Genomic DNA, 18,617 nt, shown 5'->3' with positions numbered 1-18,617 from the left:
GTAGATTGATCGTTCCCACGCTCTGCGTGGGAATGCCGCCATGGACGCTCTGCGTCCGCTTTTGGGACGCGGAGCGTCCCGGGATGCATTCCCACGCAGGGCGTGGGAACGATCAGGTATCAAATATTCTGCCGATCCCCCTTCGGATCGAAGAACACCGAAGAAACAATCTCTGCCTCGATCACGCTGCCGTCGGCCAATGGCGCGAACACGCGCTCGCCCATCCGCTTGAGGCCGCCCCTGACCACACCCATGGCAAATGAATAACCCAGGGAGTTGTGGGCATAGCTGGAGGTCACGTGGCCAACCATGGTCATCGGGATCGCCTGCTTGGTGTTGAACACCAGTTGCGCGCCTTCCGGCAGCCAGACATTCGGGTCGATCGGCTTGAGGCCCACCAGTTGCTTGCGGTCTTCACGCACGCAATCTTCGCGATTCATGCCGCGCCAGCCGATCCACGAGAACGGTTTGGTGCGGCCTACACACCAGCCCATGTTCAAGTCGTCCGGGGTCATCGAGCTGTCAGTGTCCTGGCCGACGATGATGAAGCCCTTCTCGGCCCGCAGTACGTGCATGGTCTCGGTGCCGTACGGGGTCAGGTTGTATTTCTTGCCCGCCTCGACGATCTGCTCGAGCACGCCCATGGCGTAGTCGGCCTGCACGTTGATTTCGTACGACAGCTCACCGGTGAACGAGATCCGGAACACCCGCGCCGGCACGCCACCCACCAGGCCTTCCTTCCAGGTCATGAACGGGAACGCGTCCTTGTCCAGGTCGATGTCGGTGACTTCGCTCAGCAGCTTGCGGCTGTTGGGGCCCGACAGGGTCATGGTCGCCCAGTGGTCGGTGACGGAAGTGAAGTACACCTTCAGGTCCGGCCATTCAGTCTGGTGATAGATCTCCAGCCATTGCAACACGCGCGCCGCGCCACCCGTGGTGGTGGTCATCAGGAAGTGGTTGTCCGCCAGACAGGCCGTTACGCCGTCGTCGAAGACCATGCCGTCTTCCTTGCACATCAGGCCGTAGCGGGCCTTGCCCACGTCGAGCTTGGTCCAGGCGTTGGTGTAGACGCGGTTGAGGAACTCACGGGCGTCCGGGCCCTGGATGTCGATCTTGCCCAGGGTCGAGGCGTCCAGCAGGCCAACGCTGTCACGCACGGCCTTGCATTCGCGCTTGACCGCGGCATGCAGGTCTTCACCGTTTTTCGGGAAGTACCAAGGGCGCTTCCACTGGCCGACGTCTTCGAATTCGGCACCGTTTTTCACATGCCAGGCGTGCAGCGCGGTGAAACGCACCGGCTCGAAGATGTGCCCACAGTGCCGGCCAGCCACCGCGCCGAAAGTCACCGGCGTGTAGTTCGGACGGAACATGGTGGTGCCCATCTGCGGGATGCTCACGTTCAGCGAACGAGCCGCGATGGCCAGGCCGTTGACGTTGCCCAGCTTGCCCTGGTCAGTACCGAAGCCCAGTGCGGTGTAGCGCTTGACGTGTTCCACCGACTCGAAGCCTTCGCGGGTGGCGAGTTCGATGGCGGCGGCAGTGACGTCGTTCTGCAGGTCGACGAATTGCTTCGGCGCCCGTGCGGTGGATTTTTCATGAGGCACCTGGAACAGCGCCAGGGTTGGCTCTTCATGACGGCTCAGGGCTTTGGGCAACACGCCTTCCACTGCCTTGAAGCCGGCTTCGCTGGCCGCGCGCACGCCGCCCTCAAAGCCATCGGCCAAGGTATCGCCGAGGCTGTAGACACCGTTCACGCCGCCGACGCATACGCGCTTTTGCGGTGCTTCGCCCGGTACGAAACCGAGGATGTCTTCACGCCAGATCGGCTTGCCGCCCAGGTGCGAAGCCAGGTGGACCACCGGGCTGTAGCCGCCGGAGCTGGCCACCAGGTCGCAGTCCAGCCATTCGCCAGGGCTGGTGACTTTATGGGCGCGGACGTCGATCGCGGCAACACGTGCGCCGGTGACGCGCTTGCTGCCACGGGCTTCGATCACGGCGCTGCCGGTGAGGATGCGGATGCCCTTGGCGCGGGCTTCTTCCACCAGCGCGCCACGCGGGTTGCTGCGCGCGTCGGCCACGGCCACCACTTGCAGGCCGGCGTCGAACCAGTCCAGGGCCACGCGATAGGCATGGTCGTTGTTGGTGCTCAGCACCAGTTTCTTGCCCGGTGCCACGCCGTAGCGACGCACGTAGGTGGACACCGCGCCGGCCAGCATGTTGCCCGGCACGTCGTTGTTGCCGTAGACCAGCGGACGCTCGCAGGCACCGGTCGCCAGGACCACGCGCTTGGCGCGGACGCGGTTGATGCGCTGGCGAACCTGGCCGATCGGTGCGCGGTCACCGAGGTGATCGGTGAGGCGCTCGTGGATGGTCAGGAAGTTATGGTCGTGGTAACCGTTCACCGTGGCACGAGGCAGCAACACCACGTCGGGCATCGACTTGAGTTCCGCGACAACAGAAGCTACCCATTCGGTCGCGGGCTTGCCGTCCAGGCTCTCGCGGGAGTCGAGCAGGCTGCCGCCGAACTCTTCCTGCTCATCGGCCAGGATGACGCGCGCACCGCTGCGGGCCGCGGCCAGTGCGGCGGCCAAACCAGCAGGGCCAGCGCCGACGACCAGCACGTCGCAGTGGCGGTTCATGTAGTCGTAGGTGTCCGGATCGTTCTCGGTCGGCGAGCGACCCAGGCCTGCGGCCTTGCGGATGTACTTCTCGTAGGTCATCCAGAACGATTGCGGGTACATGAAGGTTTTGTAGTAGAAACCCGGTGGCATCAGCTTGCCGCCGACCTTGCCGAGAATGCCCATCATGTCGTTGTTCACGTTCGGCCAGCCGTTGGTGCTGGTGGCGACCAAACCTTGGTACAGCGCCTGTTGCGTGGCGCGCACGTTCGGGATCTGCGTGGCTTCGGTGGCCCCGAGCTGCAGCACCGCGTTCGGCTCTTCTGCGCCGGCGGCGAAGATGCCGCGCGGGCGGGAGTACTTGAAGCTGCGGCCAATGATGTCGACGCCGTTGGCCAGCAGTGCAGCGGCCAGGGAATCGCCCTCGAAGCCTTTGTAGGTCTGGCCGTTGAAGGTGAAGCTCAGCACTTTGTTGCGGTCGATCCGTCCGCCGTTGGACAGGCGATTGATCTGGCTCATACCTTCTCTCCCAGAGCCTGTGCAGCCGCTTTCGGACTGTCAGCCTTGTCGGTGAACTGCGGCTTTTGGCCGATCTTGTAGGTTTCGAGAATCTCGTAGGTCACGGTGTCACGGGTCACGTTGAAGTACTGGCGGCAACCGGCGACGTGGTCCCACAGTTCATGGTGCAAGCCGCGTGGGTTGTCACGGAAGAACATGTAGTCACCCCACTCCTCGTCGGTGCAGGCGTTCGGATCCAGCGGACGCGGGATGTGCGCCTGGCCGGATGCATGGAATTCCTCTTCGGAGCGCAGTTCGCCGCAGTGAGGACAGAAGATGTGCAACATAGGGATTTCTCCTGTTAGTGGGCGACGGCAGCAGCGCCGTGTTCGTCGATCAGTGCGCCGTTGTGGAAACGGTCGATGGAAAACGGCGCGGCAAGTGGGTGCATTTCACCCTTGGCCAGGCTTGCAGCGAAGACGTTGCCCGAGCCCGGGGTGGCCTTGAAGCCGCCGGTGCCCCAACCGCAGTTGAAGAACATGTTCGGCACCGGGGTCTTGGAAATGATCGGGCAGGCGTCCGGCGTGGTGTCGACGATGCCACCCCACTGACGGTTCATGCGCACCCGCGAGAGCACCGGGAACATTTCGACGATGGCCTGGATGGTGTGTTCGATCACCGGGTACGAACCACGCTGGCCGTAGCCGTTGTAGCCGTCGATACCGGCGCCGATCACCAGGTCGCCCTTGTCGGACTGGCTGATGTAGCCGTGCACGGCGTTGGACATGATCACGCTGTCGATGATTGGCTTGATCGGTTCCGACACCAGCGCTTGCAGCGGGTGGGACTCGATCGGCAGGCGGAAGCCGGCGAGCTTGGCCATGTGCCCGGAGTTACCAGCGGTCACCACGCCGACGCGCTTGGCGCCGATGAAGCCCTTGTTGGTTTCCACGCCGATGCACACGCCATTTTCCTTGCGGAAACCGATCACTTCGGTCTGCTGGATCAGGTCCACGCCCAACGCGTCCGCCGCCCGGGCAAAGCCCCAGGCCACGGCATCGTGACGGGCCACGCCGCCGCGACGCTGGACGGTGGCGCCCATCACCGGGTAGCGGGTGTTTTTCGAGCAATCCAGGTAGGGGATCTCGTCGGCCACTTGCTTGGCGTTGAGCAGCTCGCCGTCTACGCCGTTGAGGCGGTTGGCGCTGACCCGGCGCTCGGAATCACGGATGTCCTGCAGGGTGTGGCACAGGTTGTAGACGCCACGCTGGGAGAACATCACGTTGTAGTTCAGGTCCTGGGACAGGCCTTCCCACAATTTCATCGCGTGTTCGTACAGGTGGGCCGATTCGTCCCACAGGTAGTTGGAGCGCACGATGGTGGTGTTGCGCGCGGTGTTACCGCCGCCCAACCAGCCCTTCTCGACCACGGCCACGTTGGTGATGCCGTGTTCCTTGGCCAGGTAATAGGCGGTCGCCAGGCCATGCCCGCCACCGCCGACGATGACCACGTCGTAGACTTTTTTCGGTGTCGGCGTACGCCACATCCGCTGCCAGTTTTCGTGATGGCTGAGAGAGTGTTTGAAGAGGCCGAAGCCCGAATAGCGTTGCATAGTCATTACTCCAAAACCGACTCAGCGATAAACCGGGAAGTCCGCGCACAGGGCCGCTACTTGCTGCGCGACATTGGCCTCGACATCGGCGTCGCCGAGGTTGTCGAGAATGTCGCAGATCCAGCCGGCCAGCGTGACGCACTGGGTCACCTTGAAACCACGGGTGGTCACCGCCGGGGTGCCGATGCGCAGGCCCGAGGTCACGAACGGCGATTGCGGGTCGTTCGGCACGGCGTTCTTGTTGACGGTGATGTGGGCGCGGCCCAGGGCAGCATCGGCGTCCTTGCCAGTCAGGCCCTGACGGATCAGGCTGACCAGGAACAGGTGGTTATCGGTACCACCGGACACTACATCGTAGCCGCGCTTGATGAACACGCCAGCCATGGCCTGGGCGTTATCGATCACTTGCTGCTGATAAGCCTTGAAGCCAGGCTCCGCCGCTTCCTTGAAGCACACCGCCTTGCCGGCGATCACGTGCATCAACGGGCCGCCCTGGGCACCGGGGAATACCGCGGCGTTGAGCTTCTTCTCGATCTCTTCGTTGGCCTTGGCCAGGATCAGGCCGCCACGTGGACCGCGCAGGGTCTTGTGGGTGGTGGTGGTGACCACGTCGGCGTAAGGCAGTGGATTAGGGTACAGACCGGCGGCAACCAGACCGGCCACGTGGGCCATGTCGACGAACAACAGAGCACCGACCTTATCGGCGATCTGGCGGAAACGTGGGAAGTCCAGGGTCTTGGAGTAAGCGGAGAAACCGGCCACGATCATTTTCGGCTTGTGCTCGACCGCCAGGCGCTCGACTTCGTCGTAGTCGATCAGGCCGGTGGTGGTGTCGATGCCGTATTGCACCGCGTTGTAGAGCTTGCCCGAGGACGACACCTTGGCACCGTGGGTCAGGTGACCGCCGTGGGCCAGGCTCATGCCCAGGATGGTGTCGCCGGCCTGCAGCAGGGCCAGGTACACGGCGCTGTTGGCCGAAGAACCGGAGTGCGGCTGGACGTTGGCGTAATCGGCACCGAACAACTGCTTGGCGCGCTCGATGGCCAAGGCCTCGACTTTGTCGACGTGCTCGCAGCCACCGTAGTAGCGCTTGCCTGGATAGCCTTCGGCGTACTTGTTGGTCAGGCCGCTGCCCTGGGCCTCCATCACGCGCTTGCTGGTGTAGTTTTCTGACGCGATCAGTTCGATGTGATCTTCCTGGCGTTGCTCTTCGGCGTTCATCGCCGCCAGCAGTGCATCATCGTAGCCTTGGATTTGGTCTTGCTTGCTGAACATCGCGTCTCTCCCAGCGGCGGCGGTGCGCCTTTCGTCTCGGTGAGGCACGGACCGTTCGGTCGTGCCCTTTGGATGCGATGGTATGGCTGGCGCAGGCATGTCAAATGCCTATGGACGCCACGCAAAGGTGCGTTTACGACATGCACTCAAATGGAATGGAACACCGCCCCTGTGGCGAGGGAGCTTGCTCCCGCTCGACTGCGAAGCAGTCGCAAAACCGGCAAACGCGGTGGACCTGACAAATCGTATTCTCAGGCCTTGGGGCTGCTTCGCAGCCCAGCGGGAGCAAGCTCCCTCGCCACAAGGGGTTACGCGGCGATCTGGCGAACCACGAGCAACACCAGAAAATGCGCCGGATAAAGGCCATACGCCCAACGCCGCATCGCTGGAGGATGAAAACGACCGGCCTGTCGCAAAACCACCCACCCAAGCCCTGGCGCGATCAGGCAAGCCAACAACCCCCAGAGCGCCACCGCATCCCCCAGCCACGCCGCGCCATACAACACTCGCCATTGATTGGCCGCCACGCAGACTACCCCTGGCAAAGCCGCGAAATACCAGGGCCGGCGCAACACCAGTAGCGCGGCCAGCGGCAGCAGCACACCGAAGAACCCGAACATCAGCCGCGACGAAAACAGCGCCGCCAATAGCAACGCCATCGCGGCCAGGCACCGCGCCTCCAGGGTGGGCGTCTGCCAGCAGCGCGCCACCAACAACCCCAACACCAGGGTTGGCATCACATTCAGGGTGGTGGGGTCGGGAATGAACAAGCGGTAAGGGATTTCACTGACGGCACTGAATAGCAGCAACCAGCCCAGGTAACGCCATGGAGCGACGTGGGTTCCACCGCGCCCCAGGTTCGCCGCCATCGCCAGGCAGAACCACGGGAACGCCAACCGTCCTGGCACATACAACCAATCGACGGAAAAACCGACATATCGCAGATGATCGAGGACCATCGACAAAAGAGCCAGCCACTTGAGCAGGTCCAGGGCGCCGTCACGTCGGCTCATGTGTATAGCGGCCCGAAGACCTTGTGACTTTCTGACAGCAACATCCGGTGTGTTCCCCCGCTAATCTTGGGTAAAGTGCGCACCAGTATCGACCACGGCGCTGTGGACCCAAACACGCCGAACCATGGAACGCCCCATCCAGGCATTCCGCCAGGGATCTCTTTACCCAGGACTCTCTATTCAAGGAGCAAGGCCATGACCGACAAGAGTCAACAGTTTGCCAGCGACAACTATTCCGGCATTTGCCCCGAAGCCTGGGCCGCCATGGAAGAAGCCAACCAGGGCCACCAGCGCGCCTACGGTGACGACGAGTGGACCCATCGCGCGGCGGATGATTTCCGGGCCTTGTTCGAAACCGACTGCGAAGTGTTCTTCGCGTTCAACGGCACGGCGGCCAACTCCCTGGCGCTGTCGTCGCTGTGCCAGAGTTACCACAGCGTGATCTGCTCGGAAACCGCCCACGTCGAAACCGACGAATGTGGCGCGCCAGAGTTCTTCTCCAACGGTTCCAAACTGTTGGTCGCGCGCACTGAAAACGGCAAGCTGACCCCCGAGTCGATCCGCGAGATCGCCCTCAAGCGCCAGGACATCCACTACCCCAAGCCCCGGGTCGTGACCCTGACCCAGGCCACGGAAGTCGGCAGTGTCTACACCCCGGAAGAAATCCGCGCCATCAGCATCACCTGCAAGGAACTGGGGCTGAACCTGCACATGGACGGCGCGCGCTTTTCCAACGCCTGCGCCTTCCTCGGCTGCTCCCCGGCCGACCTGACCTGGAAGGCCGGTGTGGACGTGTTGTGCTTTGGCGGTACGAAAAACGGCATGGCGGTGGGTGAAGCGATCCTGTTCTTCAATCACGACCTGGCCGTGGACTTCGACTACCGCTGCAAACAGGCTGGGCAACTGGCTTCGAAGATGCGTTTCCTCTCCGCGCCCTGGGTCGGTTTGCTGCAAAACCAGGCCTGGCTCAAGCACGCCCGCCACGCCAACCACTGCGCCCAATTGCTGGCAGAGCTGGTCAGCGACATTCCCGGCGTGGAACTGATGTTCCCGGTCCAGGCCAATGGCGTGTTCCTGCAACTCTCGGAACCGGCCATCGCCGCGCTGACCGCTCGCGGCTGGCGCTTCTACACCTTCATCGGCAAGGGCGGCGCGCGGTTCATGTGCTCGTGGGATACCGAAGAAGCGCGGGTAAGGGAATTGGCGGCGGATATTCGGGAAGTGATGAGCCTTTAAGGCGACTCCCAAAGCCCGGGTGGCTTTGGGACGCTTTTGGTGGCGAGGGAGCTTGCTCCCGCTGGGTCGCGCAGCGGCCCCAAGATTTCAAAAGCGACGACTGCTACGCAGCCGAGCGGGAGCAAGCTCCCTCGCCACAGGGGGCTCACTGCAGGATCAGAACTCGATCCGCACATCCCCCTTCGGCACGCTGCAGCACGACAGGATGTAGCCCTCGGCCTCGTCGTCCTCGGTGATCCCGCCGTTGTGATCCATCTCCACTTCCCCGCCCAGCTTCAACACCTTGCAGGTGCCGCAGATGCCCATGCCGCAGGCCTTGGGGATCATCATGCCGAGCTTGGCAGCCGCAGCGTGCACGGTTTCGCCCGGGCCCACGCGAATGCTCTTGCCAGAGGAGGTGAACTCCACCAGGTGCAGGTCCGCCGCATCGACTTCCGGCGCGTCGGCAGCCTGTTCGGCCTGCTCCACGGCGTCGGCGCGGGCTTCCGGTGGTGTAGCGCCGAAGGATTCCTCGTGATAACGCTTCATGTCGTAGCCAGCCGCTTCCAGCAGGCGCTTGACCGCGGTCATGTACGGGGTCGGGCCGCAACAGAACACTTCGCGCTCGAGGAAGTCGGGCACCATCAATTCCAGCATCTTGTGGTTCAGATAACCGCGATACCCGGCCCAAGGCTCGCCCAGGCCATGTTTTTCGCAGATCAGGTGCAAGCTGAAGTTGTCGATCCGCGACGCCATGTGTTCCAGCTCGCGGTGGTAGATGATGTCCTTGGGCGAGCGGGCGCTGTGGATAAAGGTCATGTCGACATTGGCGTTGGTGTCGTAGAACCAGCGCGCCATGGACATGCACGGTGTGATCCCCACGCCACCGCTCAGGTACAGGACTTTCGGGCTCGGGAAATCGATGGCGTTGAACAACCCCACCGGCCCGTGCACCGCCAGCTCCTGGCCTTCATGCAGGGTGTCGTGCAGCCAGTTGGAAACCTTGCCCCCCGGCACGCGCTTGATGGTCACCGAAAAACTGTAGGGCACCGACGGCGAACTGGAGATGGTGTAGGAGCGCATGATCGGCTGGCCTTCGATTTCCAGCTCCAGGGTGACAAACTGCCCCGGCTTGAAAAAGAACATGATTGGCTGGTCGGCCATGAAGCAGAACGTGCGCACATCCCAGGTTTCCTGGATGACTTTGACGCAACGTACGATATGTCGGCCATTGGCCCAGGTCTGGGTCGTGACCGGGTTCAGGAAGTTATTGGACATGCTGATCTCCACGGCCGACTGCCGGCCTTCATGTTGGCGATTGTGCGCAGGCGCCTGAACGGCCATTTACCTATCTGCGACATTCACATACTTATCGCGACCAGCCCTTAACTACCGGGGCTTGCGCGTCGGGAACAGATTGGGCCATGTCGCCCATGGATAAGGTTCGGCCCCTGCGCGGCCCCACACTCGCTCCAACAGACAAACACAATTTTCTGCCTTGCGTAGCACAACCGATCAGCCACTTTTTGATGGTCACGTAGAGGGCCATGAGGATAAAACGATGGACGTCACCACTACCCTGAGCCTGGGCGATCCGCTGGAACCCGCACGCAAGGCCACCGCACAGATGCTACAGGAACGCGAGCGCACGTTCTCGCTGCCTCAGCCGTTCTACAGCGATGAGCGCCTGTTCGATATCGACATGCAGGAAATCTTCCAGAAGGAATGGTTGATCGCCGGCATGACCTGCGAAATCCCGACCAAGGGTAACTACCTGACCCTGCAAGTCGGCAAGAACCCGATCATCGTGATCCGCGGCGCCGACGGTGTGGTGCACGCGTTCCATAACGTCTGCCGTCACCGTGGTTCGCGGTTGTGCACCAGTGACAAGGGCAAGGTCGCCAAACTGGTTTGCCATTATCACCAGTGGACCTACGAACTCGACGGTCGCCTGCTGTTCGCCGGCACCGAAATGGGCGCCGACTTCGACATGAAGCAGTACGGCTTGAAACCCGTGAACGTGAAGACCGCCGGTGGCTACATCTTCATCAGCCTGGCGGAGAACCCGCCGGCCATCGATGACTTCCTGGCGACCCTGGCCCATTACATGGAACCCTACGACATGGAAAACACCAAGGTGGCGGTGCAAACCACCTTGATGGAAAAAGCCAACTGGAAGCTGGTACTGGAAAACAACCGCGAGTGCTACCACTGCGGCGGCGCGCACCCGGAACTGCTCAAGACCCTGCTGGAATGGGACGACGTCACCGACCCGCGCGCCGACCAGGCGTTCAAGGACCACGTGGCCGCCTCCGCCGCCGCGTGGGAAGCCGAGAAGATCCCTTACGCCCACGCCAGTTTCGGCCTGCGCAATCGCATCGTGCGCATGCCGCTGCTCAAGGGCACCGTGTCGATGACCATGGACGGCAAGCAAGGCTGCGCCAAGCTGATGGGCCGCATCAAGAACCCGGACCTGGGCTCGATGCGCATCCTGCACCTGCCGCATTCGTGGAACCACTGCATGGGCGACCACATCATCGTGTTCACCGTGTGGCCGATCAGCGCCCAGGAAACCATGGTCACCACCAAGTGGCTGGTGCACAAGGACGCGGTCGAAGGCGTGGACTACGACGTGGCGCGCATGCGCCAGGTCTGGGACGCCACCAACGACCAGGACCGTCGCCTGGCCGAAGAAAACCAGCGCGGCATCAACTCCACCGCCTACCAACCAGGCCCGTACTCCAAGACTTATGAGTTCGGCGTGGTGAACTTCGTGGATTGGTACAGCGAGCGCATGCTCAACAACCTCGGGGCCGAGCCAGCGCCATACCTCAAGGGCGTTCCGGTCCAGGGCTAAAACCAGGCGCTTCGGTTGGAGATCGTTCCCACGCTCCGCGTGGGAATGCCTCAACGGACGCTCCGCGTTCGGCTTTCGGGACGCAGAGCGTCCTGGGCTGCATTCCCACGCAGAGCGTGGGAATGATCATCAGTGAGAAGACCACCGCACACTGCCATCCTCCCCATAAAACGTCTCGACAATCTCCTCCCCCTTCAGCCGCACCTTCACATACCCGTTCAACACCCGCTGCGGATACGCCTCGTCACCCGCCAATTGAGTCTCCGACCACAACACCCCGGCATGCCCGTTCAATTCGCTGGTGGTGCCATAGGGGATCGCTCCGTGCCCGACGCAGCGCGCATGCAATCCGCCTTGGGGCGCGTAGCAGATACCGTTGTGCAAATGCCCCCAATACCAATAATCCGGCTCGCGCCCCAAGGCATCGCATACCGGTTGGTAAAGCGCCGTCTTGTGGTGCCCGGAAATATCAAAACCCTGGTGATGACTGAGCACCATGAGTTTCTTGCGCTTGGGCAGGGTCTTCATCCATTCGATCTGCTGGGTGTTGAGGGTACCGTCCATGTACAGGTTCATGGCGTCCGAGGCGTAGGCGCTGTCGAGGCCAACCACCAGCCAGTCATCGTTGTACAAGGCAAAGTAACTGGTGCCTTGCTGCACCGGGAAACGCTTGGACAATTCCTTGAAATAGCCGTGGGCACCGCTGTACATCTCATGGTTGGAATTGAGGGTGAACGCGCCATGCTTGCCCTGGGGCCAGCCGACCATGTCGACGTCTTCCTGGGAATGGGTGCCGGCGTAATACACGTCACCCAGGTGGATGGTGAAATCGGCCAGGGCCAGTTGCATCTGGTTAGCCACCGCCACCGCCGGGGCGTGACTGTCGAACGGCCCGGTGCCCCAGTCGCCGGCGATGGCCAGCACCACATCGCTGTCCATTTTCACCAGCGCCGGGTTGGTGGCGAACGGCGCGTGGTGGCGCAGGTTCTCGATCCACTTGAGCAGCGCCTCGCTCCACAACAGGTCCAGCAGTTCCCATTTGCGGCAGCCGAGCAAGGTGCCGTCCTTGAGTACCCGAGTCGGTAGCTCGTCCTCGCTTTGCGGCAACGGCGTGGGGTTGCCGATCTTGAGGATCGACAAGCCGTGGGACAACTCCCATGGCACGGCCGGTTCGTCGTCCGGCAGGTCGCCATGCTCGATGACATGCCGGGCCTGGTCGTGACCTCGCTGCAGCAGCTTGACGATGGCCTGGAACTCCTCGGGTTCCAGGTCGTTGACGAGTTTTTTCCAAGACATTTCCAACCGCGTGACCAACCCGTGCAGGCGGACCTTGACCTTGTCGAACTCATGCTCCCAATGGTGCAGTAATGACATGTGAACGCTCCTTCGCAATGCCCTGGGCTACAGGGTCTTCATGAATTCGATCAGGGCCCGTTTATCGACATCCGACAGCTGCGTGCCATACAGATGGCCGCCGTTGTGGTTGCCTTCCAGACGGGTGTCGTATTTGAAATCCGCCGACGCCTTCATCTGCGCGCCGCTGGTGATGAAACCGACCTTCTCTTGGTCGTAGATGTCGGAGCCGGTGTAGAACACCTGCGGACGCTGCTGCGGCGGTTGCAGCAAATCCCACAGGGTCGGCACCGAACCATTGTGCAGGTACGGCGCGCGCAGCCAGATGCCGTCGGTGGGGGTGTTGCTGTAGCTCTGGGTCTTGCGGTAGGCGTTGAAGTCGAACGGCGGTTTCTTGAAGCCGTGGAACGCCGTCACCAACCCTTCGGTGAAAGAATTGAGTCGGTGGGGATCAGTGCCCAACTGGTCGATGTTGGTAGTAACCTGGCCCGTGTCGGTGCGGCCGAAGTCGTGGCAACCGGCGCAGTTTTTCTCCCAGATCGGTTTGCCCTGGGCGACTTTCGCCTGGTCCAGGGCGAACGGCCAGGTGGGCGCCTTGTGCCCCAGCAACCAATTGGTCACCCGGTTGAAACTCGGCGGCAGCACCGATTGCGGTGTCGCGCCCACGGCCATGGCCGCGGCGTAATTGCGCTCATGGATGTTGTTGTTATTGCCATCCCAGTGCAGATACAGGGATTCGCGGGGTTTCTGGTTCCAGACCTGCGGCAGGTCCACGGTGCCGATGGTGGAGTCATCCGGGAAGCCGAACACCACCATTTTGGTCGGGTTGAAGGTGTCGGTCCGCCCTGGCCCCTGGGCCGGACGCAGCTTCTGCCAGGCGTAGGCCTGCTTCTGCTTGAGCAGCGCACTCTTGGCCATCGGGATGATCAGGTAACGGTTGTACAGCCTCTCGAAAAAGCCCAGTTGGAACTTGCCGTTGATCGCCGCCATGACCGCATCCGGGGTGAATTTCGGATCGCTGGCGCAATCGTAGGCAAACCACTGGAAGGCTTGCAGTTGCAGGGTATTGGCCGGTGCGCTGGCGACCGGAACGGCGACGTCGCTGGCGTTGGCCCGGTAGGAACCGGTGTGACACAGGGCGCAGTTCGGCTCCACCGTGGGGTAGCCGAGCTGCCGCTTGGCCATGCCGATGGGCAGGTCGTTGCCGTTTTCGTAGAGGAAGCCGAACACCTCGTAACCGCCCGGCTTGGGCAGTTTCTCCGGGCACATCTGCGGCAGCACGGCGAACAGGTAGTAGGGAATCCGCGCCTCGATGCCCAGGCCGATGGCGGCGTATTTGTAATGGTCTTCATCGGAGGCGAAGTCTGGCTGCGGCACTTCGCGGATCATCTGGTACCAGGTCTGGTAGCCGATGAAGCCCAGCAGCAATACCACCACCAACGTGCCAACCTTGAAAGCGTGGCTCTGCCAGCGCCGCGCCCAACCGGCGCGCCACTCTCGCCAACCAGCACAGAGCAAGGCCAGTGGTCGATTGACCAGCGGGCTGCCCAGGTACAGCAGCACACCCAGGACCAGGAACATGCCCAGGTCGCCCATCAACATCGGCACGAACAACTGGCCCTGGTTGTTGGTGTTGATCAAGTAGATCCAGAACACCACCGCCACCAACCGCGACAGCACGCACAACCACGAATGCACGACGAAACGCGGCGCGTTGAACCCCGAGGGCATGTAGAACAAGCTGATCCCCACCAGCAACATGCCGGTGTTTTCCAGCCAAGGATCGGACAACACGGGCGGCAAGCCGAGCATGGACGTCAGCAACGCCGGCGCGAACAGCGCCGGGATCGCGAAGACCATGTTCATCACAATGCCCACCCAGATGACGCGTTGGAACCAGCGGATGTAAGCGTTCATGGCATCCTTTTTCCTTATTCTTGGCCCAGAGCAAAGCTTTTGTGGCGAGGGAGCTTGCTCCCGCTGGGTCGCGCAGCGGCCCCCAGATTTCAGAAGCGACGACTGCTTCGCAGCCGAGCGGGAGCAAGCTCCCTCGCCACGGGTTAGTTGTTCTCCTAGCCGAGGGCGGTCTTCTCCAGGTGCTCAAGAATGATCGGATACACATCCACCACCGCATCCTTGCCGAACATGCAATCGATGTGGCCGTAGCCCGGCACCTCGTGACGACTGAACAACTGCGGGCCGTGCATCTCGCACAATCGCTCATAGGTCTTGAGGGTGCTCTGCGGCAGGTAGCACTGGTTGTCGGCGCCGCTGATGAAGCAGATCGGCAATTTCAACCGATCGAAATGCGGCATGTAGACGTCGTTGCCCTTGAAGTCCACCAGGTGCCCCTTGCGCACGATCAACGCCAGGTGCTCGAAGGTCTGGATGTTCGACTCGCCGAACAACTCGTGCAGGTTGTCGTGCAGGGTTTCGTTGAGGGTGTCGTGGCGGTACAGCGACGCATACATGAACGTGATGCGATGGCAGACGGGGTTGGTGCAATAGCCCTGGGCCTCGATCCGGGCATAGCCGTTAAGGGCCTTGTCGTAGAGTTTGTTGAACCAGCTTTCCTTGGTGTCGGCGTAGGCCGTGAGGGACTTGATGCCGATGGCATCGAGCATCCCCGGCAAATGCAAACCGGCTTTCAGACCGGTGGCGGTGGCCACCACCGTGTCGGCGGCGATCTGCGAACAGACCACCGAACGCACGCCCTGCAAACCCGCCAGCATCGACATGAAGAACGTCGTCGCGCCGTAGCAATGCACCACGCACTGCACGTCACGGGCCAGGGTCGCTTGCTGGATCTGCTCGATGGCGGCCTTGAAATCGTACTGGGCTACCTGGTCGCCGTTCCATTCGTGCTTGCTGGCCGGCAGCAGGATGCTCACCCGCAAATCCAACAGCCAGACGTCGTATTCGTGCTTGCAGAGGTATTCCAGCAGGTTGGTGTGAATGGTGTCAGTGGAGAAAATATTCGAGCCCACGCCAAGGCCATGAACCAACATCACCGGGCCTTTGGTGCCGGCTTGGTAACGGGTCAGGCGCAGCTCGACGTTGTCTTCGGTCTGGAAGAAATGCACCATCGGTGGCGGCGCATCCAACGGCCGTTTCAACCGGGGCGGCGCGTCCGGGTTGAAGTAGACGTCGCCGGCGAAGACACCGCCGTAGCTCTCCCACAAGATGCCGGCAAAGAACTTGCCGAATCGCGCCAATGCCTCCACGCGCTCACGTTCATTGCGGGCGTTGAGCACTTTCATGGTGGTCATTTGCTTGGCGAAGTCGGCCGGCAGAATGTGCATCACCCCGGAGCCGATCACCGCACCGGTCTTGTCCGGTCCGCGATAGAGCGTGACGTACAAGGTGCTGGTGTCGTGCCAGATGTTCAGCACGCCGTTGTCCTCGGGCACGGTCTTGAAGGCGCTGAAGTAGTAATCGTTGCCGTCCTCGGCGGTCAGCTTCATGTCGTAGTTCATGTGCCGTACGCCAACCTGTTCCTGGTACTGCTCGAACAGGTTGAACACCCCATTGCTGGCCACCAGCGGTTGCGGTGAGAGCAGCGGTGCATCGAGAGTGCCCACCAGGGTCGCGGCGTGTTCCGGCTCCTTGATCAGGCGGTTGAGGTCGGCGGCGGTGATGGTCAGGGTGAATTCGATGGACGAGTTGTCGGCCCTACCCCGCTTGGCCGCTGCTTCGTACAGGCTCAGATCGGTGCCCTGGGGTTGGATGAAGGCTGTGGAAAAGTAGCCCTTCATGGTTTCGGTGAACTGCACGCCGAGGGTCGGCGCGGCCACCGGCTTGCGCGGGGCCGAGGGCAGCGTGTAGTCAATGATCCAGCCACGGTCGGCCGCCAGCAACCCCATGTTGCGCTCGCTCACGGCCGAGATGGTCAGCAGCGGGTTGACCGCCAGGGACGTCGGGATCACCGCACCGTCGGTCACGTACAGGCCCGGGTAGACATCCGTGCCACTGGCGCCACTGAACACCTGGCCCTTGTGGTTGACCACGCCTTGGGTCGCATCCTCGCCCATCACGCAACCGCCCAGAGGATGGACCGAGACGATGCTGTGCTTGAGCAGCTTGGTCCAGATCGGGTTCTCGACCCAGATCCCGCCCAGGGCCTTGGTGCTCTGGTGCAGCCGCTCGTTGCCGAGGGTGACGTTCTCCTGTTCACCGACGCCGGGCCAGTCGATGCGTAACTGGTCCTTGTTGTCGAGCAGCATACGGCCCTTGGCGTTGTCATGGCTCATGATCAAGTAGGTCTGCATGTTATGCAGCGCACCGTAGTAGGGACCGCGCAAAAAGCTCTCGGCTTCGCGCCCCTTGTACTTGAGGCTGGCGCCGAAGCCGGTGTCGGTGGGCACGCCTATCATCCCGGCAAACGCCGCCATGCTCGGCACCATGGCCCGACCGAGGGCGCCGGGAATCGAACCTTCCTCGATGACCATGCGGCTGCGCCAGTCACCCTCGGTGCGCATGTCGATGACCGAGGTGATGCACGGCCCCACCGGCTCCAGTTCCTTGGCCGAATGGGCGCCGAAACCAATACCGTTGATGGTCTGGTCGCAGTTGTGGCCGAAGCCGAGGATGTCGCCGTTGCCGCTCATGTGCTCGCCCAGTTGGTCGGACATGGACAGGCCCTTGTCCCGCGAGCGCAACATGATTTCGGTGGAACCCAGGGTGCCGGCGGACACCACCACGATGTCGGCACGCACGAACAGGGTCGGCGCCGAGAACATCTCGCGACCGCTGTCCAGGTATTGGAAGTGCACGATCCAGCCATCGCCGTCGCGCTCCAGGTGCCGCACCTCGGCCTGGCAGAAAATCTCCGCGCCGTGGTTCCAGGCATCCGGCAGGTAGTTCATCAGCGTGGTGTTCTTGGCCTTGTTGTTACAGCCCGAAACGCAATCGCCACAACCATTGCACGGCAGTTGTTCGACGCCGACGTGATTGAGGTTGTTGGGCAACTTGTCGAAAGTCACGTTGATCGGCGGCTTGTAGAAATGCGCGCCTTGCTTGAGGTAATCGGCGGACTTCTTGTGGGCATCGAGCTTGGGCAGGTTTGGCTCCGACGCCGGATAGGCGTTGGGTTTGAGCATCTCCCGGGCCCGTGCGTAGCCGTCCTTGAGCAGCGTGTCGCGGTGCTCACGGATCGCCAGCGGCCAACGCGGATCGTCGAACACGCCAGGCTCCGGCTCCAGCGCAACGTTGGCATTGATCAACGACGTGCCACCCAGGCCGCAACCGACCACCACGTTCTGCTGGGCGTTGACGTGGAGGTCGAACAGCCCGGTGCGCGAGCCGATATGCCCGTCCGGGTCATGGACCTGCAGTTCCTCGGTGGCCGCGAGCAAGGTGTTGGGGTATTCGCCGGGCTGGATCTCCCGGCCACGCTCCAGCAGGCACACCTTGCGCCCGGCCCGGGACAGGCGCGAGGCAGCAATGCCGCCACCGTAGCCGGAACCGATGACGATGACGTCGTAGTGCTCCTGGATATCACTGATGGGGGTCGAGATCCGTGTCATGTTCAAGTCCTCAAGGCAGAAGGGGCAACTCTGCGGTTGCCTGCAAATCGACAGGCGCACGAACGCCTGGCCACTATCCCGTACGGGTTCGAGCGGCAGTCAGCGGTGTTACGGGGAAACGCGGGAACCTGCTGGGGCGCTATAGCCGCGCACGCAGATTGACGGCGCGGCGAGCGGGCCGTTTGGGCAACGAGGTGGGACGCGTCGGGACGCACGTCGCAGGAGAAAATGAATACGAGCGAGGGGTTTGGCTATCCATCATGTGTTCTCCCTGAACCTGATGTGGATAAATGAGCGATGTCCTTGTGCCATGGAGTGAAGACAGCCCACAGACCCTCGTCAAGGGTATGACTTAGAACTGTATGAAATTTGATCTATCACGATTTGCGCTATGCCCGCCGTGGCTTGCAGCGTTTGGCGAACAAGTTATCCACATGACCACCCACAGCAAATGGGGACAAGTACGTGTATGTCCGGCATTTTTCCACCGACAAAGTGAATAAAAACCGTGACTTATGAACAATGACGGTTTTACCGGCCCATCGGTTGTTTTTTGATCAAATACCTGTAAGCCATGCCTGGCAAGGCGTGTGGCGGTAAGCGAACACCTTATCCACAGAAGCGCCAACAGTGTTTGGGGGTAGTTTTGAC

At 61.9% G+C, this 18,617-nt stretch carries 11 protein-coding genes; 2 read left to right on the top strand and 9 right to left on the bottom strand.

Annotation, left to right across the window (positions count from 1 at the left end; genetic code table 11):
• Nucleotides 1-119: 119 nt before the first annotated feature.
• The 5 genes from BLT00_RS08850 to BLT00_RS08830 form a co-directional block, all read right to left on the bottom strand.
• Nucleotides 120-3,137, bottom strand: coding sequence for a sarcosine oxidase subunit alpha (locus BLT00_RS08850; RefSeq protein ID WP_092146315.1), 3,018 nt, complete (start codon nt 3,135-3,137; stop codon nt 120-122).
• Nucleotides 3,134-3,463, bottom strand: coding sequence for a sarcosine oxidase subunit delta (locus BLT00_RS08845; RefSeq protein WP_014340581.1), 330 nt, complete (start codon nt 3,461-3,463; stop codon nt 3,134-3,136). The genes BLT00_RS08850 and BLT00_RS08845 overlap by 4 nt, the downstream gene beginning before the upstream one ends.
• Before the next feature lie 14 nt (nt 3,464-3,477).
• Nucleotides 3,478-4,728, bottom strand: a complete 1,251-nt coding sequence (locus BLT00_RS08840) for a sarcosine oxidase subunit beta (RefSeq protein WP_003206307.1) — start codon at nt 4,726-4,728, stop codon at nt 3,478-3,480.
• Nucleotides 4,729-4,749: 21 nt separating this feature from the next.
• Nucleotides 4,750-6,003, bottom strand: coding sequence for a serine hydroxymethyltransferase (glyA, locus tag BLT00_RS08835; RefSeq protein WP_003206308.1), 1,254 nt, complete (start codon nt 6,001-6,003; stop codon nt 4,750-4,752).
• A 308-nt stretch (nt 6,004-6,311) separates the two neighbouring features.
• A complete protein-coding gene (locus BLT00_RS08830) occupies nt 6,312-7,016 on the bottom strand; it encodes a TraX family protein (protein ID WP_092146313.1) in 705 nt (234 codons plus the stop codon).
• A 195-nt stretch (nt 7,017-7,211) separates the two neighbouring features.
• Between BLT00_RS08830 and BLT00_RS08825 the strand changes: the two genes are divergently transcribed.
• Nucleotides 7,212-8,252 carry a threonine aldolase family protein gene (locus tag BLT00_RS08825; RefSeq protein ID WP_063324048.1) on the top strand — a complete coding sequence of 347 codons (1,041 nt, stop codon included), beginning with the start codon at nt 7,212-7,214 and terminating at the stop codon, nt 8,250-8,252.
• A gap of 156 nt (nt 8,253-8,408) precedes the next feature.
• On the opposite strand, the gene gbcB is transcribed toward BLT00_RS08825, so the two are convergent.
• Nucleotides 8,409-9,509, bottom strand: a complete 1,101-nt coding sequence (gene gbcB / locus BLT00_RS08820) for a glycine-betaine demethylase subunit GbcB (protein ID WP_060743118.1) — start codon at nt 9,507-9,509, stop codon at nt 8,409-8,411.
• Nucleotides 9,510-9,792: 283 nt separating this feature from the next.
• Here gbcB and gbcA point away from each other — a divergent pair, with 283 nt between their 5' ends.
• Nucleotides 9,793-11,088 carry a glycine-betaine demethylase subunit GbcA gene (gene gbcA / locus BLT00_RS08810; RefSeq protein WP_092146311.1) on the top strand — a complete coding sequence of 432 codons (1,296 nt, stop codon included), beginning with the start codon at nt 9,793-9,795 and terminating at the stop codon, nt 11,086-11,088.
• Nucleotides 11,089-11,217: 129 nt separating this feature from the next.
• Here the strand turns inward: gbcA and BLT00_RS08805 are convergent, their stop codons facing one another.
• The 3 genes from BLT00_RS08805 to BLT00_RS08795 all read right to left on the bottom strand — a co-directional run bounded on the left by BLT00_RS08805 (nt 11,218) and on the right by BLT00_RS08795 (nt 17,966).
• Nucleotides 11,218-12,462, bottom strand: a complete 1,245-nt coding sequence (locus BLT00_RS08805; protein ID WP_072342273.1) for a metallophosphoesterase — start codon at nt 12,460-12,462, stop codon at nt 11,218-11,220.
• A gap of 27 nt (nt 12,463-12,489) precedes the next feature.
• Nucleotides 12,490-14,358, bottom strand: coding sequence for a c-type cytochrome (locus BLT00_RS08800; protein WP_092146309.1), 1,869 nt, complete (start codon nt 14,356-14,358; stop codon nt 12,490-12,492).
• Between the two features lie 155 nt (nt 14,359-14,513).
• Nucleotides 14,514-17,966, bottom strand: coding sequence for a GMC oxidoreductase (locus BLT00_RS08795; protein WP_092146307.1), 3,453 nt, complete (start codon nt 17,964-17,966; stop codon nt 14,514-14,516).
• Between the last annotated feature and the right edge of the window lie 651 nt (nt 17,967-18,617).

Origin of the sequence: Pseudomonas sp. NFACC51 (assembly GCF_900103575.1) — a bacterium.
Lineage (GTDB): Bacteria > Pseudomonadota > Gammaproteobacteria > Pseudomonadales > Pseudomonadaceae > Aquipseudomonas > Aquipseudomonas fluorescens_Q.
This window is presented reverse-complemented; position numbering and strand designations above follow the sequence as displayed.